Raw genomic sequence first — 25,874 nt, 5'->3', positions numbered from 1 at the left:
CTGGGATGAAACCCTCGGACAAGGCCCTCGTGCCCTTTGTTTCGGTCGACCACATGATGCAGTTGATCCACCATGTCGGTGTCCAGGACATGATGCGCGGCCTTGCGGGTTACATCGAAGACGACTTCAAACGATGGGACCTGTTCGACAAGACACCGCGCGTGGCCTCGCACTCGGCCGAAGGCGTGATCGAACTGATGCCGACATCAGACGGCGAAACCTATGGGTTCAAATATGTGAACGGGCACCCCAAGAACACGGCAGACGGGCTGCAAACCGTAACCGCCTTTGGCCTGCTTGCGGACGTAACGACCGGGTATCCGGTCCTGCTGACCGAAATGACCATGCTGACCGCTTTGCGCACGGCGGCCACGTCCGCATTGGTGGCCCGTACCCTAGCCCCTGCGGGAGCGACCACGATGGCGATGATCGGGAACGGCGCACAGTCGGAATTCCAATCCATTGCGATGCAGGCCATCGCAGGCATCAGCGAGGTGCGATTGTACGACATTGACGCCAACGCCACGGCCAAATGCGCAGCCAACCTTGCCGGTTCCGGCCTGCGCGTTACAGCCTGCACCTCGGCCGAGGAGGCAATCGAAGGTGCTCAGATTTTGACCACCTGCACAGCGGACAAAGCCTATGCCACGATCCTCACGGACAACATGGTCGGCGCAGGCGTGCACATCAATGCCATTGGCGGCGACTGTCCGGGCAAAACGGAAATTGCCCCGGCGATCCTGAAGCGCGGCGACATTTTTGTCGAATATCCCCCACAGACGCGGATTGAGGGCGATATTCAGCAGCTTGCGGACGACCACCCGGTGACAGAAATTTGGCAGGTCCTTGCAGGCCAGGCGCGGGGACGCACATCAGACAAACAGATCACGATCTTCGATAGTGTCGGGTTCGCAATCGAGGATTTCTCGGCCCTGCGTTTTGTTCGGGACCAGATCGAAGGCACAAGCTTCTTTCACCCGCTGGACCTGCTGGCCGACCCCAACGATCCGCGCGATCTGTTTGGCATGCTGCAGCGATCTGCCGCGTGAAAAAGGGCGCGCCACAAAGCGCGCCCTTCCAACTTCCAACATGCGACGGGATCAGTCGTCGCGGTGCACTTTTTCGCGGCGCTCGTGACGTTCTTGCGCCTCAAGGCTCATGGTTGCGATCGGACGCGCATCCAGACGTTTCAGCGAAATCGGTTCGCCCGTAACAATGCAGTATCCGTACTCACCTTCGTCGATACGCCGCAGGGCGCTGTCGATCTTCGCGACCAGCTTGCGCTGGCGGTCGCGGGTGCGCAGTTCCAACGCGCGGTCGGTTTCTTCGGACGCGCGGTCGGCCACATCGGGGATGTTGCGTGTCCCGTCCTGCAGACCTTCGATCGTATCCCGGCTGCCGGCCAGCAGCTCGGATTTCCAGTTCAACAATTTACGGCGAAAATACTCAACCTGCCGGTCGTTCATGAACGGCTCGTCTTCTGCGGGACGGTAATCGTCCGGCAGGAACACTTCCTGTTTCATTTGCTTCCCCTCGATGCGACTGACGTTGGCCATGACGGCTCCCCAGTTGGTCCTGTGCTTGCCCCGACCGTCTCCCTGCCGCAGCGTCTATCCGAGGGATTTGGAATTGTCACTACCCATTCCCGCACCACATTGGCTAAAAGCTGCGTGATGAACAGTTTGCCGCAACAGGATGAACCCACATGAAATTCCAAGGCACAGATGCCTATGTCGCCACCGATGATCTGACCATTGCGGTGAACGCTGCCGTCACGCTTGAACGGCCCTTGCTGGTGAAGGGGGAGCCGGGCACCGGCAAGACCGAACTGGCCAAGCAAGTGGCACGCGGGTTGGGTCTGCACCTGATTGAATGGAACATCAAGTCGACCACGCGCGCGCAGCAGGGCCTGTACGAGTATGATGCGGTCAGCCGCCTGCGCGACAGCCAATTGGGCGAGGACAAGGTCCATGACGTGTCCAACTACATCAAGAAGGGCAAGCTGTGGGAAGCCTTCGATGCGGACGAGAAAGTGGTCCTGCTGATCGACGAGATCGACAAGGCCGACATCGAATTTCCCAATGACCTGTTGCAGGAACTCGATAAGATGGAGTTCTTTGTCTACGAGACCGGAGAGACGATCCAGGCCCGTCAGCGCCCCGTGGTCATCATCACCTCCAACAACGAAAAGGAACTGCCCGACGCCTTCCTGCGCCGCTGTTTCTTCCACTACATCCGCTTTCCGGACATGGACACGATGAAGCAGATCGTGGCCGTGCACCATCCGGGGATCAAAGAAAGTCTGCTGACCACCGCGCTGACCCAATTCTTTGACATCCGCGACCAACAGGGACTGAAGAAAAAGCCGTCCACCTCCGAAGTGCTTGATTGGCTCAAGCTGCTTTTGGCAGAGGATATGAGCGCCGAGGACCTCAAGTCAGATGGCGCATCCGCGCTGCCCAAACTGCATGGCGCGCTGCTGAAAAACGAACAGGACGTGCACCTGTTTGAACGTCTTGCCTTCATGGCGCGGGGCCAGCGCTGACGCGCATTTCGCTTACGTAAATGTCGGGCCGAAAGGCGAGTCTTTTCGGCCACATTTCCACCGCAGGCCCGGAACCGGAAGCGCTTGTGGATAAAATGTCTTTCTTTTGCCTTCAATGCTCCATACCTTGACCGTGATGAGAGGCGAAAACGCCCGCATCCAAAAAGCTAAAAGGCAGGCAGGCAGTAATAATGACCGGTTCAGACGCACTTGTTGTGCGCCCTCTTATCTCGTCGGATCGCCCCGCGTGGGATGATCTGTGGGCAGCGTATCTTGCCTTTTACAACACCAGTCTTCCGCAAAACGTTTTTGATACGTATTTTGATCGCCTGTTGAGCGATGACCCAATCGACTTCAATGGGCTGGTTGCGGAACAGAATGGCACGCTGGTGGGCCTTGCTCATTTCCTGTTTCACCGCCATGGCTGGAAAGTCGAAAACGTCTGTTACCTGCAAGACCTTTACGCTGACCCATCTGTACGTGGTCGCGGGATCGGGCGCGCGCTGATCGAAGCCGTGTACGGAGCGGCCGACACTGCAGGTGCGCCTTCGGTCTATTGGTTGACGCAGGAATTCAACGCAGAAGCCCGCAAGCTATATGATCGCATCGGAACCCTGACCCCCTTCATCAAGTATGATCGGAGATGACCCAGATGCGCCGTTTTGTTCTGCCTTTCGTTCTGTTGCTCAACGCCTGCGTGCCTGTCACGCCCGGTGACACACCCACCCGCGCACTCGGGGCTGGCAGCGATTTGCCGCCGATGAAAACCTTTGGTGCGCCGCGCCCGGACAAGCCCATTCGGTCCAACAACGATCTGGCCCTCGATTTCATCGAACTGAGCTTTCAGTTGGAATCCGGTCGCAACCTGCCCGTTTTCACCCGGTTTGAAGGGCCCATTTCGGTCCGCGTCACCGGCCAACCGCCCGCATCCCTTGGCACTGATTTGCGCCGCCTGATGCACCGGTTGCGCACCGAGGCCAAGATTGACATCTACGAAGCCGCGCCCGGCAACCGTGCCAACATCACCATCGAAGCGGTGTCGCGCAAGGAGATCCGCAAGGCCCTGCCCCATGCCGCGTGTTTCGTGGTTCCGAACATCACGACGATTTCAGAGTACAAACCCAACCGCCGCACGCCACGCACCAGCTGGAGCAACCTGCGCACCCGAAAGCAACTTGCCATCTTCCTGCCCAATGATGCCAGTCCGCAAGAAGTACGCGACTGTCTGCACGAGGAACTGGCACAAGCCATCGGCCCGCTCAATGACCTGTACCGTCTGCCCGACAGCGTCTTTAATGACGACAATGTGCACACGGTTCTGACCGGCTTTGATATGCTGATGCTTCGTGCGTATTACGCGCCGGAACTGCGCTCGGGCATGTCCCGTGGTCAGGTGGCGGAACGGTTGCCGCAGATCTTTGCCCGCATCAATCCGGCCGGGGAAAACCTGCCCGCCAAATACGCAACCCGCACGCCGCGTGCTTGGAGCCAGGCCGTGCAGACCGCGCTGGGGCCGGGTGCAACCATTCCGCAACGGCGCGAGGCCGCCAATCGCGCGCTGGAGATTGCCCGCGCGATGGGTTGGCGCGATCATCGTCGGGCGTTCGCCCATTACGCCAATGGTCGTCTGCTGTTGTCCAGCGATCCCAGTGCCGCCCAGTCCCACTTTCGGGCAGCCGACCAGTTCTATGCCGCTACGCCTGGCGCAAACCTGCACCGCGCCTATGTGGCCACGCAGCTGGCTGCATACGCCATCAGCCGTGGCGATGGGGACACCGCCTTGGTCACGCTGGCCCCCCATATTGATCGCGCCGCGCGAAACGAAAACGCGGCCCTGCTTTCGACCCTCCTTCTGCTGCGTGCCGAAGCTCTGGATTTGCAGGGCCGCACCGCCGAAGCACGCACCGTCAGGCTGGACAGCCTGGGGTGGGCGCGCTACGGATTCGGCTCGGATTGGGCGGTACGGGCCAAACTGCGCGAAATTTCGTCGCTGAGCCCTCTCAAGGGTTGAACTTGCCGCCCCAACGCATTGAGAGGCAAGCAAAATGATCGTTATCATCGCCGCCATCCTTGGCGCATTGGTCGGCGGATTTACGGCGCGCAAGCGGAACGGTAATCGGCTCGATATCCTCCAATATGCCGCTGGATACGCGCTGGCTTTTGTCATCGTCGGCATGATTGCGACCGTTCTCATCGACCGCGCCATGCGGGGCTGACATGTTCCTGCCCTTCTTTGAAAGCCTGCGAAAGAACGGCGTGCCCGTCAGCCTGCGCGAATTTCTCGTTTTTCTGGAAGGGATGAAGGCAGGTTTGGCGACATATGATGTTGAGGCGTTTTATTACCTCGCCCGCGTCGCGATGGTGAAGGACGAACGCAATATCGACAAGTTCGACCGCGCGTTTGCCGCCGCATTCGAAGGGCTGGAACAGATCAGCATCGATCAGGTGCTGGAGGCCGTCGACATCCCGCAAGATTGGTTGGAAAAGCTGGCCGAAAAGCACCTGTCCGAGGAAGAGCGCAAAGAGATCGAGGCGTTAGGAGGCTTCGACAAGCTGATGGAAACGCTCAAGAAGCGGCTGGAAGAACAGAAAGGTCGCCATCAAGGCGGCAACAAATGGGTGGGCACCGCCGGCACGTCCCCCTTCGGCGCCTATGGCTACAACCCCGAAGGCGTGCGCATCGGCCAGAAAGAAAGCCGCCATCAGCGTGCCGTCAAAGTCTGGGACAAGCGCGAATTCAAGAATTTGGACGACACAGTTGAACTTGGCACTCGCAACATCAAGGTGGCGCTGAAACGCCTGCGCCGCTGGGCACGCGACGGCGCAGCGGAAGAGCTGGACCTGAACGGCACGATCCGGGCCACCGCCGAACACGGCTATCTTGACGTCAAAACCCGCCCAGAGCGGCGCAATGCGGTAAAGGTATTGCTGTTTCTTGACGTGGGCGGGAGTATGGACCCGCACGTGAAGATCGTGGAAGAGTTGTTTTCGGCGGCCAAGTCCGAGTTCAAACACCTCGAACATTTCTACTTCCACAACTGTCTCTACGAAGGCGTCTGGCGCGACAACCGCCGTCGCTGGGACGCACAAACGCCCACGCATGACATTCTGCGCACCTACGGACCCGACTACAAATGCATCTTTGTGGGCGACGCCAGCATGTCCCCGTATGAGATTGCCTATCCCGGCGGCGCGAACGAACATTGGAACCAGGAGGCGGGGCAAGTCTGGCTGGCCCGTGCCCGCGATCAATGGGCGTCAAACCTGTGGATCAACCCGGTGCCAGAGAAATACTGGCCCTACACGCATTCGATCAGCATGATCCAGGAAGTCTTTGGCGTCGACACAATGGTCCCCATGACCCTCGAAGGGCTCAGCCGCGGTATGCGCGCCCTGACCCGCTAGCCCTTTTTGGTTACAAAACGTCAGCGTAGCATGCGGTATGTCATCCGCACCCACAATTCACATTGATCCCGCCGCATTTCATGCGAACCCCTACCCCACGCTCGCGCAGATGCGCGACAAGACACCCGTTTGCTTTGTGCCGGAACTTGGTGCGACCCTTTTTACCCGACGCGATGACGTGTTCCGCGAAGAAAAGCGGGTCGACCTGTTCTCAAGCCACCAACCGAACGGTTTGCTGACAAAAGTCATGGGCGAGAACATGATGCGCAAGGACGGCCAGGCGCACATGCGCGAACGCAAGGCACTGTTCCCGGCCCTCAGCCCCCGCACCGTGCGGGACGTGCTGGCGCCGCTGTTCAAGGACATCGTCCAAGGACATATTGACCGGTTGAAGGAACTTGGTCAGTGCGACCTGGTGACGGACTTTGCCATGCCGGTATCAGCGGATGCGCTGCGCCTGATGACAGGTCTGACCAATATGGAAGCCGCGGAGATGGATGCCGCCAGTCAGGCCATGTTGGACGCTGCCGCAAATTACCAGCGCGACCCGAAGGTCGACGCACTTGGCTATGCCTATGCCGAACGGGTTATGGAATTGATCAAACGCCGTTTGCCCGAATTGCGTGCTGCACCCGACATGTCCATCATTTCTGTCCTCGATCAAGCCGGGCTGAGTGTGGACGAGATTGCAGGGAATGTGCGGGTGATCATCGGTGGCGGGCAAAACGAACCACGCGATGCGATTGCAGGCACTGTCTGGGCACTGCTGTCGCATCGCGACCAGTACCAGATGATCCTGAATGGTACGGCCACATGGCAGAATGCCTTTGACGAATATGTGCGCCTTGTCGCGCCGATCGGGATGTCGCCGCGCCGGGTTGCGCGCGCAGATACCGCTTGCGGCGTCGAATTCGAACAGGATGATCTGATCTTTTTCATGTTTGGGTCGGCCTGTCGGGACGCGGCGCATTTCGCCGATCCGGACCGGTTCGATCTGACCCGCGACACCGGTCCCGCCATCCCGTTCGGCGCGGGGCCCCATTTCTGCGCAGGCGCTGCCGCATCGCGCAGCTTGATCGCGGATCACGCCCTACCCATGCTGTTCGAGCAGTTGCCGAATTTGCGGCTTACATCGGATGTCCGCTTTGCTGGCTGGGCGTTTCGCGGCCCCCTGACAGTACCCGTCCGGTGGGACGCACAGACGCGCTTGCCGTCGACGCAAAACGCCCCCATATCTGCTGCATGATCAAGTTTATGCCCATCCTTCTGGCCCTCGTGTATGGGCTGGTCATGTACCGCTTTTCCGTGTGGCGCACAGCGCGCGAACTTGATGCACAATCGACCGAACTGGCTGACCCGATGTTGCGGCAGATGTGCGATCAGATGGCGGCGGCGCTGGATCTGGACCGGATTCGCGTCCACATCTACGAGATAGAGCCGGTCAACGGGCTGGCCGCACCGGATGGTCGCATCTTTATCACTCGGGGGTTTTACAACAAGTTCCGGCAGGGAGCGGTGTCGGCGTCGGAAATGGCAAGCGTTATCGCACACGAGTTGGGGCACGTGGCCCTGGGGCATAGTCGCCGCAGGATGATCGACTTCTCCGGACAGAACGCACTGCGCACCGCCCTTGCCATGGTGCTGTCGCGCTTTATCCCCGGCATTGGCGTCATGATTGCAAATGCGCTGACCACCTTGCTGGCGGCCCGGCTGTCGCGAGGCGACGAATACGAGGCGGACGCATATGCCGCTGCCCTTCTGACGAAGGCGGGCATCGGGATCGGTCCGCAGATCTCGCTGTTTCAGAAGCTTGAAGTGTTGACGAAATCCAATTCCGGCGCAGTACCTGCATGGCTGATGAGCCACCCCAAGACGCAGGATCGGATCAAGGCGCTTGAGGCACTGGACGCCAAGTGGAAAAGCCTTCCGACACCCTAACCTGCCCGTTCTACCGCTTTGCCCAGTCGTGGCAGGCGCGCCTTCTTCATCAAGCTGCGGACGGTCCAATCTTCGCTGGACAATCGACGCGCCTCGCTCAGGACCGACAGGACCACCGGTGCCACTGCGTCGGGGTTCGCTTCGAAACAGCCAAGCAGAAAACCATCCGGATCAGCACGCGACAGGCCTTCCTCTGCCAGAATGTTGCGCGGAAAGTCCTTGGCGTTCGACGTCAGGATGATGTCAGCCGACCCTGCGATTGCGGCGGCCAACACGTGTACATCCGATGGGTCAGGCAACCACAGCCGATGCTCAAGTTCCGGCGCGTACTGAATTTGCGCCTTTGGCCACCGGAACGACAGCATGGCAATGTCGGACCTGGCCTGCGCCTCCGCGTCCGGGCCCAACCGTGCGGCGGCGTGTGCCCATTCCTCGAGGATGCGTGCAGACCATTGTGGTTGAAATACGCCCGCAGCGGCAACACCCAGAACCACTTCCCGCATCACCGTAGGGTAAAGCACATTGGCATCGATCAGCACTTTCATAGGCGAAAGAACAGTGCCTTGAGATAACCGCTTTCGGCCAATTGCGGCAGTTGCGGATGGTCCGGCCCTGCAAAGCCGGTGTGCAGCAATACAGGTGCGCGACCTGCCCGCCCGATCCCACGCACGGATGCGGACCGAAACCGGGACAGGTCCGCTGCATGTGAACAGCTGCACAGCCCCAAAACGCCGCCCTCGGCCACCAGGGGCGCAGCCAGCCGCGCAATGCGTTCATAGGCACGCAGCCCCGCCTCCAATGCCTGTTTCGACGGGGCAAAGGCGGGCGGATCGCAAATCACCAGGTCAAATGTCGCGCCTTCCTCCTGCAGCGTCGCCAGAACGTCAAAGGCATCGCCTTGCCGCGTGTCAAAACGGGCCAAAGCGTCCGTGGCCGCGGCCCCTTTTTCTGCAAGCGCCAGCGCCGGGGCCGACCCATCCACGCAAAGCGCATGCCGGGCCCCACCCGCCAAAGCGGCAAGCCCGAACCCGCCAACATGAGAAAACACGTCCAGAACCCGCGCATCCCGCGCGACGGATTGCGCAAAGGCGTGGTTCGGGCGCTGGTCAAAAAAGAGCCCCGTTTTTTGTCCACCCGCGACATCAGCCATGTATGTGGCGCCGTTCATCGGTACGGGAAGTGGCCCTTTCGGCAATGCGCCGGACAGGACCGCGTTCTGATCATCCAGCCCTTCAAGTGACCGCGTGCGCCCGGCGCTATTCTTGATCAGTGTGCCGATCCCGGTCACAGCCTGAACAGCGGTGGCCAAATCGCCAAGTCGTTGATCAGCCCAGGCGGCATTGGCCTGGATCACCGCCAGATCGCCAAAACGATCAATAATGACGCCCGGCAGCCCATCTGCTTCGGCATGAACGAGGCGATAGTACGGCGCGTCAAAAAGGGTTTCTCGCAGGGCAAGCGCACGGGCAAGCCGCGCCTCGAACCAGCCTTGATCGATCGCCGCGCCGATATCCCGGTCCAGCATCCGGCCCACGATCTTTGACATTGGGTTCACGGCCACAAGCCCAAGGGGGTTTCGGTCCGCATCTTCCAGCACGACAAGTGTACCTGGTGCCAAGGCCTTGGTCCGGCGGTCCAGGACCACTTCGTTGGCATAGACCCAAGGAAACCCATGGCGGATGCGTCGCGCGTCGGTCTTCGGGCGCATGCGCAATCGGGGACGGTCAGACGTGGAAAAGGGCGCTGTCATGGCGCCCTCCTCTAATCCTATCGGCGATCCTGTGAAAGATCAGATTTGGTTCAGCGCCTGGATGAACCCCAGTTGCGGGTTCTTGTACCCGTCTGCCGTGGTCAGCTCCTGGCGGATCACTTCGGCCAGATGGCTGGTGATGCGCACCTTCTGTGTTAGGCCGCGCGCTTCGGCCTGCAGGGCCTGCGTGCCGCCAAAGGCGTCCAGATCGGCACGCACGATGCGCGGTTCGGTCAACAAGGCACCTGTTTCGGGGTGCAGGATCGACAGTTCGAACCCGATGTTGTGGACGCCGCCCACGGTGTAGCGCGCTTTCTCCGTCAGGGCGTGAAAACGCAGAACCTTGATGTCGAGGGAGACGGGAACAGTGCCGTCCAGCGGCTCGATACCGCGGCGGATGGCCGTGTCAAAGATGGCCGCAACTTGCGCGTGGCGATCACCGATGGGGTCACCGCGCCAGACGATGTCGCCCTTGGGCAGATACCGGTTGGCTTCGGACACGGACAGGCTGCGGGGCACACGCACGGTCACATTTTCCACCCGGACATCCGTCAGCGGGGCCACCAGCGCGGCTGTTTCAGCGGGCGCAACCTGGGCTGTCGGCAGCACAGGTGTTTGGAACGGTACGTTGCGAGAGGCAACATTCGTGTTCGCACAGGCCGACACAAGGCCACCCATTGCCAACAGAATTACCAGTTTCATGCGTTTCATCTTGGTCTCCAGACGGCGCACAAGGATAGCGCCTGTGGTTTCTGAAGAGCAATCTGCGCGCGAACTAAGGCAAAATTGGGACAAATTCGGATCAAATGCAGGATTGTTTTGCGGCAGCAAACAGTGTCAGGCGTCGCGCTTTCGGCTTCTCCACCCTCCGCGTCGGCGGGGTTGGGCCGTGCCTTTCTGTCCTTCACGCAAGGTATGCGTCATGGGATGGTCCGGGTGCGCGGACCCGTATTGGTTCAAAAGGGCTGCGATCTGATCCGCCGGCACGTCCGTACCCGGCACGCTGAGCGCCCAGTCCAGAAAAATCGTCCGGCACTCGGCCAACGTGATCCCGTCGATACGATAGGCTTCGAAGATCAGCCCCTTGGGGTCCAGTTCATCGCCCTTGTGCATCACTCCGACCGCTCCTTGCCCGTTGCAGCGTCAATGATACGGGCGGAAGTGTGCGTCAACGCCGCCAACTGCTGTTCTGCCGCCACTCGCGTTTCGCATCCCACCGCCCGCAACAACACGTCCCGTCCCCCCGTTCCCAACGTATCCAGATCGACCGTACCGGTGCTGAGCAGTCGAGACGCGATCTGCACGCGCCACAATACACCATGCGTAGTGCCAAGATGTTGTGCATCCGCGTCCTTCAGCACACCTGCTGCGACACAGGCCGACAGACCGTCCTTGACACCAGACCGCACGTCGCCCGACAGAACAGCCCCGGTTTGTGCCAAAAGTTCGATGTCCTGAAGACGGCCCGCACCGATCTTGACGTCCCAGAGTGACGCTGGCTGTTTTGCACTGGCAATGCGCGCCCGCATCTCGGCCAAATCTTTCAGCACCTGAGCCGCATCGCGCGGGCATTGCATTATGTCTTGCCTGAAGGCGGACACATCCTTGGCAAGCGCTTTTGGCCCTGCAATCACATCAGCCCGCACCAGTGCCAGATGTTCCCACAACCAGGCGTCCTCCTTCTGGTACCGCTGAAAACTGGACCAACTGGTGGCGACAGGACCCTGATTGCCCGAGGGCCGCAGCCTCATATCCGCCTCGTACAGGCGCCCTTGGGCGGTCTGCGCGGTGATGGCCGTAATCATCGCCTGGGTCAGGCGGGCAAAGTAGATCCGGCTTTGCAGTGGACGCGCGCCCATCGACTGGTCTGCCCCCTCATCGTCATAGATCACGATCAGGTCGAGGTCGGATTGCGGCGTCAGGTACCCCGCGCCCAGACTGCCCATTCCAAGGATCACACCACCACGACCTGGCGGAGGACCGTGACGCTTGGCAAAATGCGCCTGCACTTCAGGCCAAAGTGCCGCGACGCTGGCCCGGGCCAGATCATTATATTGGCGGCCAGCCTCCGGCGCAGATGTAAGTTGGCGCAGATGATGTACGCCAATACGGAAATGCCATTCCTTGGCCCACAAGCGAATGGCATCAAGCTTGGCTTCGTAATCCGGCTCGGAGGCGAGTCTCTTGGCCGCCATACCGGTCAGCGCCCCAAGACCCGGCCACGGATCAAAGAAACTGCCGCCGATGACCGCGTCCAAAACAGCAGCATTGCGTGCCAGATATTGGGCCAGCGCCGGGGACGTCCCCACGATATCAACCAACAGGTCAACAAGGTGCGGGTTCGCCTCGAACAGGGAAAAAAGTTGCACACCGGCGGGTAGCCCCGCCAGAAACCCGTCGAACGCGGCCAGCGCCTCTTGCGGTTTGGTTGCCGATCCAAGCCGGTCCATCAGCATCGGTTCGATCCGGTCAAACAGTGCCGCACCGCGTTCACTGCGCAACGCCGGGTAGCTACGCCAGCGCGACTGCATCGCCTCGTCCAGCGCCAAGGCCGGCGCAGCCTGCGGTTTGCCCGGGGCAAAGAAGCCTTCGGTTTCTGCATGGACGGCAGACAGGCGTTCCTTCAACTCGGCCTCAAGCGCCGCACGGTCCGTAGCCATCATCGCCGCAAGGCGCTCAAAGCCTTCGTCACTGCCGGGCAACTTGTGCGTCTGGGCATCCCGTTGCATTTGCACGCGGTGTTCGACCGTGCGGGCATACCGGTAGTGATCGGTAAGTTGTGTGGCAACGTCACCAGGTACCCACCCCTTGTCCGCCAGCCGGGCCAACCCCGTCACCGTGTCGCGCACCCGCAAATCGGTATCGCGCCCGCCCGAGATCAACTGACGGGTCTGCGTGAAAAACTCGATCTCGCGGATACCGCCGCGCCCCAGCTTCATGTCATGGCCGGGCAACGTGATCGGACCACCCGTGCCCTTGTGCGCGCGAATGGCCAATCGCATGTCGTGCGCGTCCTGCACGGCAGCAAAGTCCAGGTGGCGACGCCAGACAAAGGGACGCATGTCTTGCAGAAATGCCGTGCCGGCCGTGATGTCGCCGGCGCAAGGACGCGCCTTGATGTAGGCCGCGCGTTCCCATGTCCGGCCAAGCCCCTCGTAGTACCGTTCCGCTGCGCCGGTTGACAGCACGACCGGCGTGACGGATGGGTCAGGCCGAAGTCGCAGATCCGTACGGAACACGTAACCGTCCTCGGTCAGATCACTCAGTGTCTTGCACATGTCCTGCACAGCGCGCACGCAAGCCTTGCGCACCGCTGCATAGTCCGCCGGATCGTGCCGGGTTTCATCAAACAGGCAAATCAGGTCGATGTCGGAGGAATAGTTCAGCTCGAACGCGCCCATCTTGCCCATCGCCAGCACAAACAGACCCGCATCCGGACTGGGCAGTTTCCCACGCCGCACCTGCTCGGCCAACGCAAACTCCAGTGCAGTTTCGCAGGCCATATCGGCAAGGTGGGTCAAGGCGGTCGTGACCTGCTCCAGCGTCCAGGCCCCTGACAGGTCGGCCAGCCCAGCCAACAGCGCGATACGCCGTTTTGCCTGCCGAAGTGCGGCTTTCAAGCCTCCAGGCGCAACATCCGGGCGAAGAAGCGCCCGTCCGACGGAACCTTCGACATCCTCCAACGCTTCGGGCAGCCACGCCGCTTCTTTCTCGATCACCCCAGCCAGGTACGGACTGCACCCGGCAGTTCCGGTCAGAAGTGCGCGCAGATCATCCGGCAAACCGGGAACCGCCAAGGCAGCAGATTCGCCCCGATCGCGATCAAAGGGACGTGGCATCCGCGTGATATGATCAGCCAGTCGCATGCGGGCACCATCAAATCCCCGGACGTCGTCGTCAATGGCCCTTGCAGCGCCGCCGGTCTGCGGACATTGTTCTGCCCCATGAGCAAGAGCCTGAAACGCGTACGCGCGGCGCTGGACGCCGCAGGACTCGCGACCCAGATCGTAGAAACGCCATTGGCCCGAACGGCGGCTGATGCGGCCCAAGCCATCGGCTGCGAGATTGACCAGATCGCCAAATCCATCATCTTTCGTGGTGCAGACAGCGGACGGGCCATCCTGTTCATCACCGCCGGAGCCAACACGGTCGATGCAGACAAGGCCATGCAGGTCGCTGGCGAGGCATTGGGCAAGGCGGACGCCGCACTCATCCGGGCACAGACCGGTTTTGCCATCGGGGGCGTGTCGCCGGTGGGGCACCTCACACCAATCGCAGCCTATTTTGACGCACGTTTGTCCGACTTCGATGTCGTCTGGGCCGCTGCCGGAACACCTCACCACGTATTCTGCGCCAATCCGGGCGATCTACGCCGAATTTCCGGCGCACAAGACGCTGATTTTACATCTCAAAACTGAACTATGTGAAAAAGATTTACATTAAGCCTTGCATCACAGTGCACGGACCCCAATCTATATAATGTGAAACGGCTTCACATACTGTCATACATCATCACCGGGGCGCCGACCCCGCATCTTGCGAAAGGTTCGAAAATGACGTCCATGTCCACCACTGCCCCCGCCCAACACAGCGCAGGCGGCTGGTTTTCCAAGACCGAACGCTGGCTTGACGACCGCGGCAAGGGTGCCTGGATCGCGGCGATGGTCCTCGGTTTCATCTTCTTCTGGCCCGTGGGCCTTGCCCTTCTGGCCTATATGATCTGGAGCAAACGCATGTTTTCCAAGTCCTGCACGACGCGCCGCATGGGCGGTGCGATGACCACAATGCGCTCGACCGGCAACTCGGCATTTGACGCCTACAAGGCCGACACGCTGCGCCGGCTGGAAGAGGAACAGCACAATTTCGAAGCCTTCCTCGAGCGTTTGCGCGAGGCCAAGGACAAGGCAGAGTTCGACCAGTTCATGGACGAGCGCGCCAGCGCAGCCAAAAACGAAGATTGATCAGATTGGCCCCGTCCGAACGGGGCCCTTCTCCCACCTTTATCGGAGCCAAAGATGCACCTCGCCGATCCCATCACGCAGCCCCAGTTCTACCGTGACGTTACGGGCAAACGGTTCATGGCCTGGATCATTGACACGATCATCATCGGCGTCTTCAGCCTCCTTATCGTGCCATTCACGGCCTTCCTGGCGCTGTTTTTCTTCCTTGGCCTCTACGCCGTGGTCAGTTTCATGTATCGCACGATCACCCTGGCAACCGGCTCCGCGACCTGGGGTATGCGCCTGATGGCCATCGAAATCCGCGACGCGTCCGGCGCACGGCTGGACCTGGGTCAGGCGTTCCTGCACACGCTGGGATACACCGCAAGCTGGGCGGTCGCCCCGCTGCAGTTGATCTCCATCGTGCTGATGGCAACGTCGAACCGGGGCCAGGGCCTGACGGATATTGTCATGGGCAGCGCGGCACTCAATCGACGCGCGCGGGCCTGAGCGGACGCAATACACTTGCCAGCAAAGTCTGCGCTGATATCATCTGCGCCGTAGTCTCGCTGGATACACATGCGCCACACGCTTCCCCTTGCTCCGCAGTTCTATGTGACTGCGCCACAGCCCTGCCCGTATCTTGACGGGCGGATGGAGCGGAAGTTGTTCACCGCCCTACAAGGAGAGAACGCGGAGAAGCTGAACGACAGCCTCAGCCAGCAAGGCTTTCGCCGGTCGCAAAACGTGCTGTACCGCCCGTCTTGTGCGGACTGTTCCGCCTGCTTGTCGGCGCGCATCGACGTGTCAGCCTTTTCCTTGTCCAAAAGCCAGAAACGCGCATTGAAGCGCAATGCGCACCTGGAGCGCAAGGCGACGTCGCCCTGGGCGACCGAGGATCAGTACGCCCTCTTCCGCGACTATCTGGACAGCCGTCACGCCGATGGCGGTATGGCCGACATGGATGTCTTCGAATTTGCAGCCATGATCGAAGAGACCCCGATCCGCAGCCGGGTCATCGAATATGTAGACAAGGACGCGGGCGACCTTATCGGCGTCAGCTTGACGGATGTGCTGACCGATGGGCTCAGCATGGTCTACAGCTTTTACGCCCCGGACATGCAACGTCAGTCACTGGGCACCTACATGATCCTCGATCACGTGAAGATCGCGCAAGAGGCAAATCTGCCTTATGTCTACCTCGGCTACTGGGTGCCGGGTAGTCAGAAGATGGGCTACAAATCCAAATTCTCCGGGCTCGAGGTTTATCTCGGGGGGCGCTGGCAAAAGATGCGTGATCCCGAAAGTTTCAGCCCGGACACGCACCCCCTCTCGACCGATCCGATTGCGGAACAGGTCGCCAACATCTCGCTGCCCGATACACGCCCGACGCGCTGATCGCACGTTCTTCTGGCCCAAAATACTTCGGGGTTTGGGGCAGCGCCCCAATGGCGCGCACGCGCCCTCTATCAATAAAATGTAACAAGGGCGGCCCATGGGCCGCCCTTTCCGCTGGATCACATGCGTATCGTCAGTTCGGGATCAGATCCGGGACCAACGTCACGATGCCCGGGAACGTCCACAACAGCGCAAGACCGGCGACCTGGATCAATACGAAGGGAACGATCCCCCGATAGATATGGCCTGTTGTCACTTCCTTTGGTGCGACCCCCCGCAGATAAAACAGCGCAAAGCCAAAGGGCGGCGTCAGGAAGGACGTTTGCAGGTTCACCGCGATCATGATCGTCACCCACTTGGGATCGAACGTGCCGCCGTAAATCACGGGTCCGACAATCGGGATCACGATGTAGATGATCTCGAGGAAGTCGAGCACGAAGCCCAGAATGAACAGCACCAACATCACGATCAGGAAGACCGTGAACTCGTTGTCGAAGGACTTGAGGAACTGCTGGATGTAATGCTCGCCCCCGAAGGAGATCACCACAAGGTTCAGAAGCTGCGAGCCGATGAGAATGGTGAACACCATCGACGTGACCTTGGCCGTCTCCCGTACAACCGGCGACAGAACGCCCGAAGTATACAAAATCCAGCACGAGAACAGCAGACCGAACAGAGCGTAGAGATACGCGCCATAGGCTACGACGAAGGCGAACCAGCTTTGCGCCGACACGCCGTCCTGGTTGATACGCAGATCAAAGTTGATGCCGACAAGGATACAGATCACGATAGCCAACGTGGACCAGATGATCACCTTCGGGCTGCGGTCCATGTCCGTCAGCTTGCGGTAGGCGGCGAGCATGATCGCGCCCCCTGCCCCAAGTGCCGCGGCGGGCGTCGGGTTGGTGATGCCGCCAAGGATCGAGCCCAGCACCGCGACGATCAGGATCAGCGGCGGGAAGACCACGCGCACCAATTCGTTTTTGGCGCAGCGTTTCACACCTTCGACCACCCCATAGAGGATCAGTGCAAACGGAATGAACATCACGAACACGTAGTAGCCTGCGCTGTTCAGCGGTCCGATCAGGACAATGTCCGCCAGCAGTGCGAGCACAACACCGATGCCTCCGATGATCAGTGGCTGATTTTCCTTGCTGGGCGCGATGCCCTTGGCCGTGGTCAAGATCAGACCCAGCAGGATCAACAGGATCGCTGTGCCTGTGCCGATCGGCGCAGCATTATCAACCTTGGCTTGGATGTTCGCGGCGATCTGTTCTTCGCTCAACGCTTCGCTTTGCGTCGACACGCCAGCGGCGTCAATCTCGGCCTGTTGGTCGACGGCCGCATCCCATGCCTCTTGTCCATGCAGTTCGATCATGGAGGCCTGACATTCCGGGCCCACATTCGTGCGCAAGCTGGCCGACGCCCCGACATCCGAGAAGGACGACACCGAGGTCGACTGGCTGCCCACGATGTTGAGGTTGCCCAGCAATATCGTACCCACAACGATCAGAACAGGTGCGCCCAGGAACCATGTGAAGGCTTCACCGCGCGTGATGGGTTCCGCGTTCGTCGCCCCCATTTCAACGGCAGGTGCCTTCTCCGGATTCAGCAGTGCATAGCCAAAGGCATAGAGCGCATAAAGAAGTGCCAGCATGATCCCCGGCAGCAGCGCCGCCTGAAAGAGTGTGCCCACAGACAGAACCGCCGGTTCGCCCAGATATGTGAGCGCATCCGTACAGCCCGCCACCTGTGCGCGGCTTTCCTGTGCGGCGGAATAAAGATCGCCCGCCAGCGTGCCCAACAGCACGATCACGATGGATGGCGGAATGATCTGCCCCAGCGTGCCCGACGCCGCGATCACACCCGTGGCAATCTCGGGCGAGTAGTTGTTGCGCAGCATGGTCGGCAGCGCCAGCAGGCCCATTGTCACCACGGTCGCGCCCACGATGCCGGTCGAGGCGGCAAGGAATGCACCCACAACGACAATTGACACAGCCAGACCGCCGGGCAGCGGGCCAAAGACGCGCGCCATGGTGGTCAGGAGGTCGTTGGCGATTTTCGAGCGTTCGAGCGTAATGCCCATCAGCACGAACATCAGCACCGCCAGCAACGTCTCGATCGACTGCCCCGCGAGAACGCGTTCGTTCATGCGGTTCACGACGAAGGATACATTGCGGTCCAGCGCCACTTCCCAGCCCGAAGGAAACACGGGTTCTTCGATCCTCGGCAATTCCGGGTATCGGAAGATACTGATCGTATCTGCCTTGATCCCGGAATTCACCAGATCACGATAGGCCTGGCTGCCCTCGTCAATCGCCTGGTGGATCAAGAGCCCCGCACTATCCAGCGACGCAATGATCCCGAAGGAGATGACCCCGGCCCCCGCGATCGCAAAGGCCACCGGAAACCCGGAAAGAATACCGCCAAAGAGGCAGATAAAGACGATGATCAGGCCGATCTCTACGCCATCAAGTCCAAACATAGCTCTTCTCAGCCCCTAAATCAGTGTGTGCCTTCGTAGGCTTCTTCGCCCTCGCCCAAGCTGTCGCGGTCGAGGTATTTGCCTTCACTCTCCGGCCCTTCTTTCCACTCGAGATACGAGCGGTAGGCAAAGGCGATCGCATGCAGGAAGACGAGCCCAGCAAACGCGACCAGCAGGATTTTGAACAGGAAGTACCCATTAAACCCGTTCGGACTGAACCCGATGGTCTCGACGTTCCAGCGCACGGCGCGGGCCGACCGTTCGGCCCGCTCAAGGTCCCAGCTGGCAGCCGGTTTCGGAGTAACCAGGTGGCGCCATAGGAAGTACCAGCCATACATCCAGATGAGCGTCGCCGACGGCACCATGAACAGCATGGATCCGCAGATGTCGATCACCCGCTTGGTGCGGAATTTCACCGCCGAATAGATCAGGTCCACCCGCACGTGCCCGCCCTGTACAAAGGTGTATGTTACGCACATGCAGACGACGAGCGCGTTGTAGAGTTTCAGTTCTTCGGCAAACCACGAGATGTCGAATTGCAACGGGATACCAAAACCGATTGAAATGTCGGGCCGGGTAAAGATGCGCTGCATAAACACGATGATGATCTGCTGGATCACCATCAGGAGGCCCGCCCAGGCGAAGAACCGTCCGGAGGTGTTGGCGATCCCCTCCATCACCCGCACGCAGCCCCACATGAATTCATTGCGCCACAGGCCAATGGCCGTGGTGACGAGGATGACGGCCAGCACAGCAAAGAAGAACTCGGTCGATCCGCCATAATAGACGAATTTCATCAGCGACAGTTTGTCCTCGGGCGTGCCCGTCCAGGTCACCCAGTCCAGCCAAGCGGACGGGTGCGTGATCGCATAGGCGATGTTGTAAAAGGCCAGGCCGAGGCTCTGAAAGAACCACAGAACGCCGTCAATCAGCGTCGCAAAAGTGCCCGCCGCTTCGGCGCCGGTTTCGTTTTCCATGGATGTGCCCCCTGCAACCCGGCCCTGTCAGCGCACGGATCGCCTCAGTTCTTCACGTGAACCAAGGGCCCCGCTGATCGGGGCCCTTGGCGATTTCAATAAAGACGGGCTTAGCCGCCCAGCACGCGTACGCGCTGGCTGACATAGTAGCCGTCCGATTTGTTGATCCAGCTTGCCGAGGTGGCGAGGCTTTCTTCGAACGAAGCGCGTGTTTTTGCAAACAGCTCGTCGCCCATGTTCTCGTCCATAACCTCTGCCGAAGCGGCACCGAACGCATCCCAGACATCGTCCGAGAATTGCAGCGTCTTGACGCCCTGCTGTTGCAGGCGGGCCAGAGCGGCACCGTTGTTGGCCAGCGTTTCGGACAGCTGGTAGTAGGTCACAGCACGCGACGCGCCTTGCAGGATCGCCTGGTGTTGCGGGGTCAGGTCGTTCCAGACGTCCAGGTTCACGTTGGCGGCCAGAGCCGATCCCGGCTCGTGGAAACCGGCAGTGTAGTAAACCTTTGCAACTTCCTGGAAGCCGGCGCGTTCGTCAGCCATCGGGCCAACCCACTCCAGACCGTCCAGAGCACCGGACGACAGCGCCTGGTACAGTTCACCACCAGGGATGTTCTGCACGGACGCGCCCAGCTTGCCCAGCACCTTGCCACCCAGACCGGGCATACGGAACTTCAGGCCGTTGAAATCGGCAGCTGAATTGATCTCGTTGCGGAACCAGCCACCGGACTGCGAACCGGAGTTACCCGCCAACAGGCCTTTGAGGTTGAAGATTTCGCCCAGCTCGTCGTGAAGCTCCTGGCCGCCGCCGTGCTCGTACCAGTTGGTGACCTCTTGCGCGGTGCCGCCGAAGGGCACGGCGGTGTAGTAGGCATAGGCCGGGTGCTGACCGATGAAATAGTAGTCGGCCGAGTGATACATGTCCGCCTGGCCCGACGACACGGCGTCAAACACTTCGAATGCGCCAACCAGTTCGCCCGGGGCCTTCTTGTCGATGGTCAGTTGACCGTCCGACATGGCCGACACGAACTGCTCAAGATAGCTGGCCGCATCATCCAGAACGGCAAAGCCGCGGGGCCACGATGTAACCATGGTGAGCGTGCGCTTGCCTTGCGCATAGGCCGGTGCGGCCAGTGTCGTTGCAGCGGCAGCGGAACCGCCCAGTGCAGATGTCTTCAGAAAAGAACGACGATCCATAGAGATACTCCTCCCAGATATGATGCCCTTCCCCTCCCAGGGCGGGCGGATCGTTTCGAGTGCGGCCACATTAGTGATGGGGGCCACGATGGAAATACCTAGTACTGCGTAGAAAGCGTGCAAATCGGCCGGTTTGGTCAGTATTTTTCACCAATTCTACATCTCGGTATTGGGCCCAGCATGATGTTAGCGCGACCAAAATGCTTCCTGCCCCTTTGATTCGAGCGGTAATCCGCGTATCGAATCGGTCTGTGCGTCAAATATTCTCCAACCTGCGCCTGACCTATGCGCAAAAGCTGTCGTTGGTGGCAGCGGTCCCGCTGATCCTGGCAGTGGCGGCCATTGCTCTGCTCGTGGCCGTGCAGTCCCGCGCCTTGGCCGAACGCGAAATACAAGCGCTGGAATCGCAACTGATAGAGGCCAAGAAACGCGAACTGCGCAACTACGTCACGCAAGCCCGCAACGGCTTTTACTTCATCTATGGCTCTGCCGCACCCGATGATCAGAACGCCAAGGATCAAGTGGCCCAGATCCTCTCGGCCATGATTTACGGGGACGAAGGGTTTTTCTTTGTCTACGACTATGACGGCACCAACCTGGTCAGTCCGCGCCAGACCGACATGATCAACCGCAACCATCTGGACCTGACCGACAGTCGCGGCACGCCGGTCGTGGCCGAGTTGATCGAGATTGCACGCCAGGGCGACGGGTACCTGACGCACCTGTGGGAAAAGCCGTCGAATGGGCAAGAGGCCGAGATGATCACATACGTTACGTCCTTCCCGTCGTGGCGGTGGGCTGTCGGCACGGGTGTGTTCATCGACGACGTCCTGACATCCGTGGCCGCCGCCCGCGCGGATGTGGAAACACGGGTGCAGCGCACCTTTTACTATATCTCCGGCATCACGCTGGCAGCGCTGCTTTTGGTGTTTGGCTCCGGCATGGCCCTGAACATCCGCGAACGGCGGCTGGCCGATGCCAAGCTGAAGAAACTCACACAGCGCGTGTTTGATGCGCAAGAGGAAGAACGCGGACGCGTGGCACGCGAATTGCATGACGGGATCAGCCAGATCCTTGTGGGCGTGCGCTATGCGCTCGACAGCACGCGGCGGCGTCTGGACAAGGGCAATGGCGACGCGCAGGCCCCCCTTACCCAAGGGATCGAGAACCTGGGCACCGCCATTTCCGAGGTCCGCCGGATCAGCCGTGATCTGCGCCCGGGCGCGCTGGATGATCTGGGCCTTGGCCCGGCCCTCAAGGCGCTGGTCGAAGATTTCGCGGATCGCACCGGGATCGAAACGGATTTCCAGACCGTCGTGTTCCGCAATCGGCTGGACCAGGATGCCAAGATTGCGTTGTACCGCATTGCCCAGGAGGCCCTGACAAATATCGAACGGCACGCGGCGGCCTCGAACGTGTCGGTTGATCTGCGCGGTCACAAACGCGGGGCGACGTTGCGAATCTCGGACAATGGCGTGGGCCTTGACCAATCGCTCAGCCGCCGCTCTGCCGGGATTGGCCTGCGCAACATGCAGGAGCGGGTGGAACAGTTGGACGGCAGCTTGCGCATCCTGTCAGGTGCAGGGACCCAGGGCGGCACCGTGATCGAAGCCACGGTGCCCCTGACCCACCTTCTGCCCCCCGAAAGCACGACGACACCAAAGGAGCGCGCGCGCGCATGACCCAACCCATTCGTGTTCTGATCGTCGATGATCACCCGATGGTCGCCCAAGGCATCCAGTCCGTTCTCGAAGATCACGACGGTATCGCGGTCGTGGGCACACTGGGCAATGGGCGGTCCGTCATTGACCAATTGGACCGTTTTGATCCCGATGTCATCCTAATGGATCTCAACATGCCTGAAATGGGCGGGCTCACTGCCACAGAACTGGTGCTGGAAAAACGCCCGGGCACGCGCATATTGATCCTGTCGATGCACGACAGCCCCGAATACATTTCGTCCGCACTTAGCCACGGTGCGATGGGATATGTGCTGAAGGACGTTCCCACCGACGAAATCGCCCAAGCAATCCAGACCGTCATGAACGGCGAGCGGTACCTGTGCACCGGGGCCGAAGGGGCCATTGCGCCCAAGCGTGCGGATGCCGCGGGGGCTCTGACGGGGCGCGAACAGACGATCCTTCTGCAATTGGCGCAGGGCCTGTCGAACAAGGAAGTGGCCATCGCGCTCGATATCTCTGTCCGGACGGTCGAAACCCACCGCAAGAATATCAAACGCAAGCTGGGTATTTCATCGACCGCAGGACTGACCCGATACGCGCTGGAACACGGCGTTCTGCAAGGTACCGGAAACGCGCTTTAACGCGTCTGCGCTAACCATTTCTACACTCCTCACTGCCATGTGTTGCGCATGTTGCAACCCGCGCCCACCCTTTCACCGGCTGTCGAAACAGACGCCGAACGTTTTGCTCGGCGGCGGTCTGCGATTGACCTGATTGCGACCACCCGTGCGCGGGCGATACGCGCTGCGCTGTTTGGCTCATACCTCTTTCGCACAAACCCATTCGGGCTTGAGCCTGCTGCGACACGCTCCACCTGGCGCGATATCTTGCTTGAACAAAGTGATGCAATTGCAAGGGCCGCATCCCTGGTTGAGGGGTCCGATCCGATGCGGTCGGTGCCCGAGTGGGTCTGTGACTGGATTGGTCAACACGGAACCGCCTGCCCGAAACATGTCGCGGCCTTTGTTCAGATGCGGGATTTGACGTTCGATATTGTGAAGGCCGCGGACGCAGATGACAAACGGCAATTGCGCGATGCGCTGGATGCGCATCTTCGATTTGGCCGCGGCGGTTTCTTTGAAACCGTGACCGAGTTCTGCGATGGGCTGTGGGCCAGCCTGGACGCGACGCGGCACGAGGAAGTGGAACGCGCGGCAGCGGCGGGCAAGGCCATTGGCCAGACCCTGACGCGGCTTGAACAGATTGGCAAACACGTGCGGCTGGTGTCGCTCAACGCCTCGGTAGAAGCGGCGCGTGTTGGCGACGCCGGGCGGGGTCTGGGCGTGATCGCGGTCGAATTCAAAACCTTGGCGGAAGAGATCCAGCGCCTGTCGGTAACGGCCCGGACCGACATCGCGGCCATGACAGGTGGCGTAAAGGACGATCCGACGGGAAAAAACTGCCGATAAATGCGCTTCGTGTCGTCAGGCAGGCCCGCGACGCAAGATAATGTCGCATTTTTTACCCCCACAGACAGATTTTTCTGAAATTCGCCTGTTGACCCTCCTTTGGGGTACGCATAGGGTCCGCTCACGCAAAAGAAGGCCCTTGGCTAATGACTGAACTAGTCGTCATCGTAGTGGACACGCGCATGGGCCGGTAACGGACTTCCAGATCGACACCCATGCGCCCCCGAAACCCGGGGGCTTTTTTATGCGCAACAGGAACCGCAAATCGGAGCACGCGGACATGACACGTCAAATGACCGGAGCGAAAATGGTCGTCCAAGCCCTTATTGATCAGGGTGTGGACACGGTATTCGGATATCCTGGCGGCGCCGTGCTACCGATTTACGACGAGATATTTCAGCAGAACTCGATCAAGCACATTCTGGTGCGGCATGAACAGGGTGCTGTGCACGCGGCCGAAGGCTATGCGCGTGCCACGGGCAAACCGGGCGTGTGCCTTGTGACCTCCGGTCCCGGTGCGACGAACGCCGTGACGGGCCTGACCGATGCGCTGATGGATTCGATCCCGATCATCGTTCTGACGGGCCAGGTGCCCACCTTCATGATCGGTTCGGACGCGTTTCAGGAGGCTGACACCGTGGGCATCACCCGCCCCTGCACCAAGCACAACTGGCTGGTGAAGGAGACCGACCGGCTGCCCGGCGTCATGCACGAGGCGTTTCACGTCGCAACCGCGGGCCGTCCCGGCCCGGTGCTGGTCGACATTCCGAAGGATGTTCAGTTTGCGACCGGGACGTATCAGGCGCCCAAGCCGTCGACCTCGCACTATCAGCCGCAGGTCAAGGGCGACATGGAGGCGATCATCGAACTGGTGGCCGCGATCGAAACGGCCAAACGCCCGATCTTCTATACCGGCGGCGGCGTGATCAACTCCGGCCCCGGCGCCAGCCAGCTTCTGCGCGAACTGGTGGACGCGACAGGCTTTCCGATCACCTCCACGCTGATGGGCCTGGGATCCTACCCCGCGTCGGGCAAGCACTGGATGGGCATGTTGGGCATGCACGGCCTTTACGAAGCCAACATGGCGATGCACGATTGCGATCTGATGATCAACATCGGCGCGCGCTTTGACGACCGGATCACTGGCCGCATCGACGCGTTCAGCCCGAAATCGAAAAAAGCGCATATCGACATCGACCCGTCCTCGATCAACAAGGTGATCAAGGCGGATATCCCGATCGTGGGGGACGTGGGCCACGTGCTTGAGGATATCCTTAAGGTGTGGAAATCGCGCGGGCGCAAGACGAACCAATCCGCGCTGGCACAATGGTGGTCGAAGATCGAAGAGTGGAAGGCCGTCGATTGCCTGAAGTTCAAACAGACCGGCAAGACAATCAAACCGCAGCACGCGCTGGCGCGCCTCGAGGCCCTGACAAAGGACCACGACCGTTACATCTGTACCGAGGTCGGACAACACCAGATGTGGGCAGCTCAATATCTCGGTTTTGAAGATCCGAACCGCTGGATGACCTCTGGCGGGCTGGGCACCATGGGATACGGATTTCCCGCCTCGATCGGGGTGCAGATGGGACACCCGGAGGCGTTGGTGATCAATGTTGCGGGCGAGGCGTCGTGGTTGATGAACATGCAGGAACTTGGCACGGCCATGCAATTCAACCTGCCCGTCAAGCAGTTCATCCTGAACAACGAACGGCTGGGTATGGTGCGACAGTGGCAGGAATTGCTGCATGGTGAACGGTATTCGCATTCGTGGTCCGAGAGCCTGCCCGACTTCGTGAAGTTGGCCGAGGCGTTTGGCGCCAAGGGTATCCTGTGTTCCGACCCTGCCGATCTGGACGACGCAATCATGGAAATGATCAACCATGACGGGCCGGTTCTGTTCGACTGTCTGGTGGAAAAGCACGAAAACTGCTTCCCCATGATCCCGTCGGGCAAGGCGCACAACGAGATGCTGCTGGGCGAGGCCGAGACGCAGGGGGTGATTGATGCCAAAGGCTCCGTACTGGTGTAACGCGCCGCTTTCTTTCAAAGAAAACGGCCCGGAAATTCTGGAAGTTGCCGCCGACGA

General features: G+C 60.3%; 25 protein-coding genes. 16 read left to right on the top strand and 9 right to left on the bottom strand.

Going from position 1 to position 25,874, the window contains the following annotated elements; all coding sequences use genetic code 11:
- Window positions 1–5 precede the first annotated feature (5 nt).
- Complete coding sequence (locus tag Q0844_RS01775) at window positions 6–1,049, top strand: ornithine cyclodeaminase (protein ID WP_299041434.1); 1,044 nt, start codon at window positions 6–8, stop codon at window positions 1,047–1,049.
- A 51-nt stretch (window positions 1,050–1,100) separates the two neighbouring features.
- On the opposite strand, the gene dksA is transcribed toward Q0844_RS01775, so the two are convergent.
- Window positions 1,101–1,556: an RNA polymerase-binding protein DksA gene (gene dksA, locus Q0844_RS01770; protein WP_299041431.1), complete on the bottom strand. Its 456-nt coding sequence runs from the start codon at window positions 1,554–1,556 to the stop codon at window positions 1,101–1,103.
- Window positions 1,557–1,705: 149 nt separating this feature from the next.
- Between dksA and Q0844_RS01765 the strand changes: the two genes are divergently transcribed.
- From Q0844_RS01765 to Q0844_RS01735, 7 genes are all read left to right on the top strand, one after another.
- Window positions 1,706–2,545, top strand: coding sequence for a MoxR family ATPase (locus tag Q0844_RS01765; RefSeq protein WP_299041430.1), 840 nt, complete (start codon window positions 1,706–1,708; stop codon window positions 2,543–2,545).
- 191 nt (window positions 2,546–2,736) lie between these two features.
- Window positions 2,737–3,192, top strand: a complete 456-nt coding sequence (locus tag Q0844_RS01760; protein WP_299041429.1) for a GNAT family N-acetyltransferase — start codon at window positions 2,737–2,739, stop codon at window positions 3,190–3,192.
- A gap of 5 nt (window positions 3,193–3,197) precedes the next feature.
- Window positions 3,198–4,556 (top strand): DUF2927 domain-containing protein, encoded by a 1,359-nt coding sequence (locus tag Q0844_RS01755; protein ID WP_299041427.1) that lies wholly within the window; start codon window positions 3,198–3,200, stop codon window positions 4,554–4,556.
- 34 nt (window positions 4,557–4,590) lie between these two features.
- Window positions 4,591–4,761, top strand: coding sequence for an apolipoprotein acyltransferase (locus tag Q0844_RS01750; protein WP_299041425.1), 171 nt, complete (start codon window positions 4,591–4,593; stop codon window positions 4,759–4,761).
- A gap of 1 nt (window position 4,762) precedes the next feature.
- Window positions 4,763–5,950 carry a VWA domain-containing protein gene (locus Q0844_RS01745; RefSeq protein ID WP_299041423.1) on the top strand — a complete coding sequence of 396 codons (1,188 nt, stop codon included), beginning with the start codon at window positions 4,763–4,765 and terminating at the stop codon, window positions 5,948–5,950.
- A gap of 37 nt (window positions 5,951–5,987) precedes the next feature.
- Window positions 5,988–7,196 (top strand): cytochrome P450, encoded by a 1,209-nt coding sequence (locus tag Q0844_RS01740; protein ID WP_299041421.1) that lies wholly within the window; start codon window positions 5,988–5,990, stop codon window positions 7,194–7,196.
- A complete protein-coding gene (locus tag Q0844_RS01735; RefSeq protein WP_299041419.1) occupies window positions 7,193–7,888 on the top strand; it encodes a M48 family metalloprotease in 696 nt (231 codons plus the stop codon). The genes Q0844_RS01740 and Q0844_RS01735 overlap by 4 nt, the downstream gene beginning before the upstream one ends.
- Here Q0844_RS01735 and Q0844_RS01730 read toward each other — a convergent pair.
- The 5 genes from Q0844_RS01730 to Q0844_RS01710 all read right to left on the bottom strand — a co-directional run bounded on the left by Q0844_RS01730 (window position 7,885) and on the right by Q0844_RS01710 (window position 13,504).
- Complete coding sequence (locus tag Q0844_RS01730; protein WP_299041416.1) at window positions 7,885–8,433, bottom strand: RSP_2648 family PIN domain-containing protein; 549 nt, start codon at window positions 8,431–8,433, stop codon at window positions 7,885–7,887. The two genes, Q0844_RS01735 and Q0844_RS01730, sit on opposite strands and share 4 nt — an antisense overlap.
- The gene (locus Q0844_RS01725; RefSeq protein WP_299041414.1) at window positions 8,430–9,638 is read right to left on the bottom strand and encodes an RSP_2647 family RNA methyltransferase; all 1,209 of its coding nucleotides are present in this window, start codon (window positions 9,636–9,638) and stop codon (window positions 8,430–8,432) included. Before Q0844_RS01725 ends, Q0844_RS01730 begins: the two co-directional genes overlap by 4 nt.
- A 39-nt stretch (window positions 9,639–9,677) precedes the next feature.
- Complete coding sequence (locus Q0844_RS01720) at window positions 9,678–10,349, bottom strand: DUF6778 family protein (protein ID WP_299041412.1); 672 nt, start codon at window positions 10,347–10,349, stop codon at window positions 9,678–9,680.
- 126 nt (window positions 10,350–10,475) lie between these two features.
- The gene (locus Q0844_RS01715) at window positions 10,476–10,751 is read right to left on the bottom strand and encodes a hypothetical protein (RefSeq protein ID WP_299041411.1); all 276 of its coding nucleotides are present in this window, start codon (window positions 10,749–10,751) and stop codon (window positions 10,476–10,478) included.
- Window positions 10,751–13,504, bottom strand: a complete 2,754-nt coding sequence (locus tag Q0844_RS01710) for a glutamine-synthetase adenylyltransferase (protein WP_299041409.1) — start codon at window positions 13,502–13,504, stop codon at window positions 10,751–10,753. Before Q0844_RS01710 ends, Q0844_RS01715 begins: the two co-directional genes overlap by 1 nt.
- 78 nt (window positions 13,505–13,582) lie before the next feature.
- Here Q0844_RS01710 and Q0844_RS01705 point away from each other — a divergent pair, with 78 nt between their 5' ends.
- The 4 genes from Q0844_RS01705 (at window position 13,583) to Q0844_RS01690 (ending at window position 15,976) form a co-directional block, all read left to right on the top strand.
- Window positions 13,583–14,056 (top strand): YbaK/EbsC family protein, encoded by a 474-nt coding sequence (locus Q0844_RS01705; RefSeq protein WP_299041406.1) that lies wholly within the window; start codon window positions 13,583–13,585, stop codon window positions 14,054–14,056.
- 135 nt (window positions 14,057–14,191) lie between these two features.
- The gene (locus Q0844_RS01700; protein ID WP_299041404.1) at window positions 14,192–14,599 is read left to right on the top strand and encodes a DUF2852 domain-containing protein; all 408 of its coding nucleotides are present in this window, start codon (window positions 14,192–14,194) and stop codon (window positions 14,597–14,599) included.
- Window positions 14,600–14,653: 54 nt separating this feature from the next.
- Window positions 14,654–15,088 (top strand): RDD family protein, encoded by a 435-nt coding sequence (locus Q0844_RS01695; protein ID WP_299041402.1) that lies wholly within the window; start codon window positions 14,654–14,656, stop codon window positions 15,086–15,088.
- A 69-nt stretch (window positions 15,089–15,157) separates the two neighbouring features.
- Window positions 15,158–15,976, top strand: a complete 819-nt coding sequence (locus tag Q0844_RS01690) for an arginyltransferase (RefSeq protein WP_299041399.1) — start codon at window positions 15,158–15,160, stop codon at window positions 15,974–15,976.
- A 133-nt stretch (window positions 15,977–16,109) separates the two neighbouring features.
- Here Q0844_RS01690 and Q0844_RS01685 read toward each other — a convergent pair whose 3' ends face one another.
- From Q0844_RS01685 to Q0844_RS01675, 3 genes are all read right to left on the bottom strand, one after another.
- Entirely contained in the window at window positions 16,110–18,461 is a 2,352-nt protein-coding gene (locus Q0844_RS01685; protein WP_299041398.1) for a TRAP transporter large permease subunit, read from the bottom strand.
- Window positions 18,462–18,481: 20 nt separating this feature from the next.
- Window positions 18,482–19,438 carry a TRAP transporter small permease subunit gene (locus Q0844_RS01680; protein ID WP_299041396.1) on the bottom strand — a complete coding sequence of 319 codons (957 nt, stop codon included), beginning with the start codon at window positions 19,436–19,438 and terminating at the stop codon, window positions 18,482–18,484.
- Window positions 19,439–19,548: 110 nt separating this feature from the next.
- On the bottom strand, window positions 19,549–20,634 hold the full coding sequence (locus tag Q0844_RS01675) for a TRAP transporter substrate-binding protein (protein ID WP_299041395.1): 1,086 nt from the start codon (window positions 20,632–20,634) through the stop codon (window positions 19,549–19,551).
- Window positions 20,635–20,885: 251 nt separating this feature from the next.
- On the opposite strand from Q0844_RS01675, the gene Q0844_RS01670 reads away from it, so the two are divergent.
- The 4 genes from Q0844_RS01670 to Q0844_RS01655 all read left to right on the top strand — a co-directional run bounded on the left by Q0844_RS01670 (window position 20,886) and on the right by Q0844_RS01655 (window position 25,817).
- Window positions 20,886–22,316 (top strand): cache domain-containing protein, encoded by a 1,431-nt coding sequence (locus tag Q0844_RS01670; RefSeq protein WP_299041393.1) that lies wholly within the window; start codon window positions 20,886–20,888, stop codon window positions 22,314–22,316.
- On the top strand, window positions 22,313–22,957 hold the full coding sequence (locus Q0844_RS01665) for a response regulator transcription factor (RefSeq protein WP_299041392.1): 645 nt from the start codon (window positions 22,313–22,315) through the stop codon (window positions 22,955–22,957). The genes Q0844_RS01670 and Q0844_RS01665 overlap by 4 nt, the downstream gene beginning before the upstream one ends.
- 246 nt (window positions 22,958–23,203) lie before the next feature.
- Window positions 23,204–23,785 carry a methyl-accepting chemotaxis protein gene (locus Q0844_RS01660; protein WP_299041390.1) on the top strand — a complete coding sequence of 194 codons (582 nt, stop codon included), beginning with the start codon at window positions 23,204–23,206 and terminating at the stop codon, window positions 23,783–23,785.
- Window positions 23,786–24,065: 280 nt separating this feature from the next.
- Window positions 24,066–25,817 (top strand): acetolactate synthase 3 large subunit, encoded by a 1,752-nt coding sequence (locus tag Q0844_RS01655; RefSeq protein ID WP_299041388.1) that lies wholly within the window; start codon window positions 24,066–24,068, stop codon window positions 25,815–25,817.
- Window positions 25,818–25,874: the final 57 nt, after the last annotated feature.

Source organism: uncultured Tateyamaria sp. (assembly GCF_947503465.1).
Lineage (GTDB): Bacteria > Pseudomonadota > Alphaproteobacteria > Rhodobacterales > Rhodobacteraceae > Tateyamaria.
Note: the sequence above shows the minus strand (reverse complement) of the source record. Positions and strands in the feature narration are given on the sequence as shown.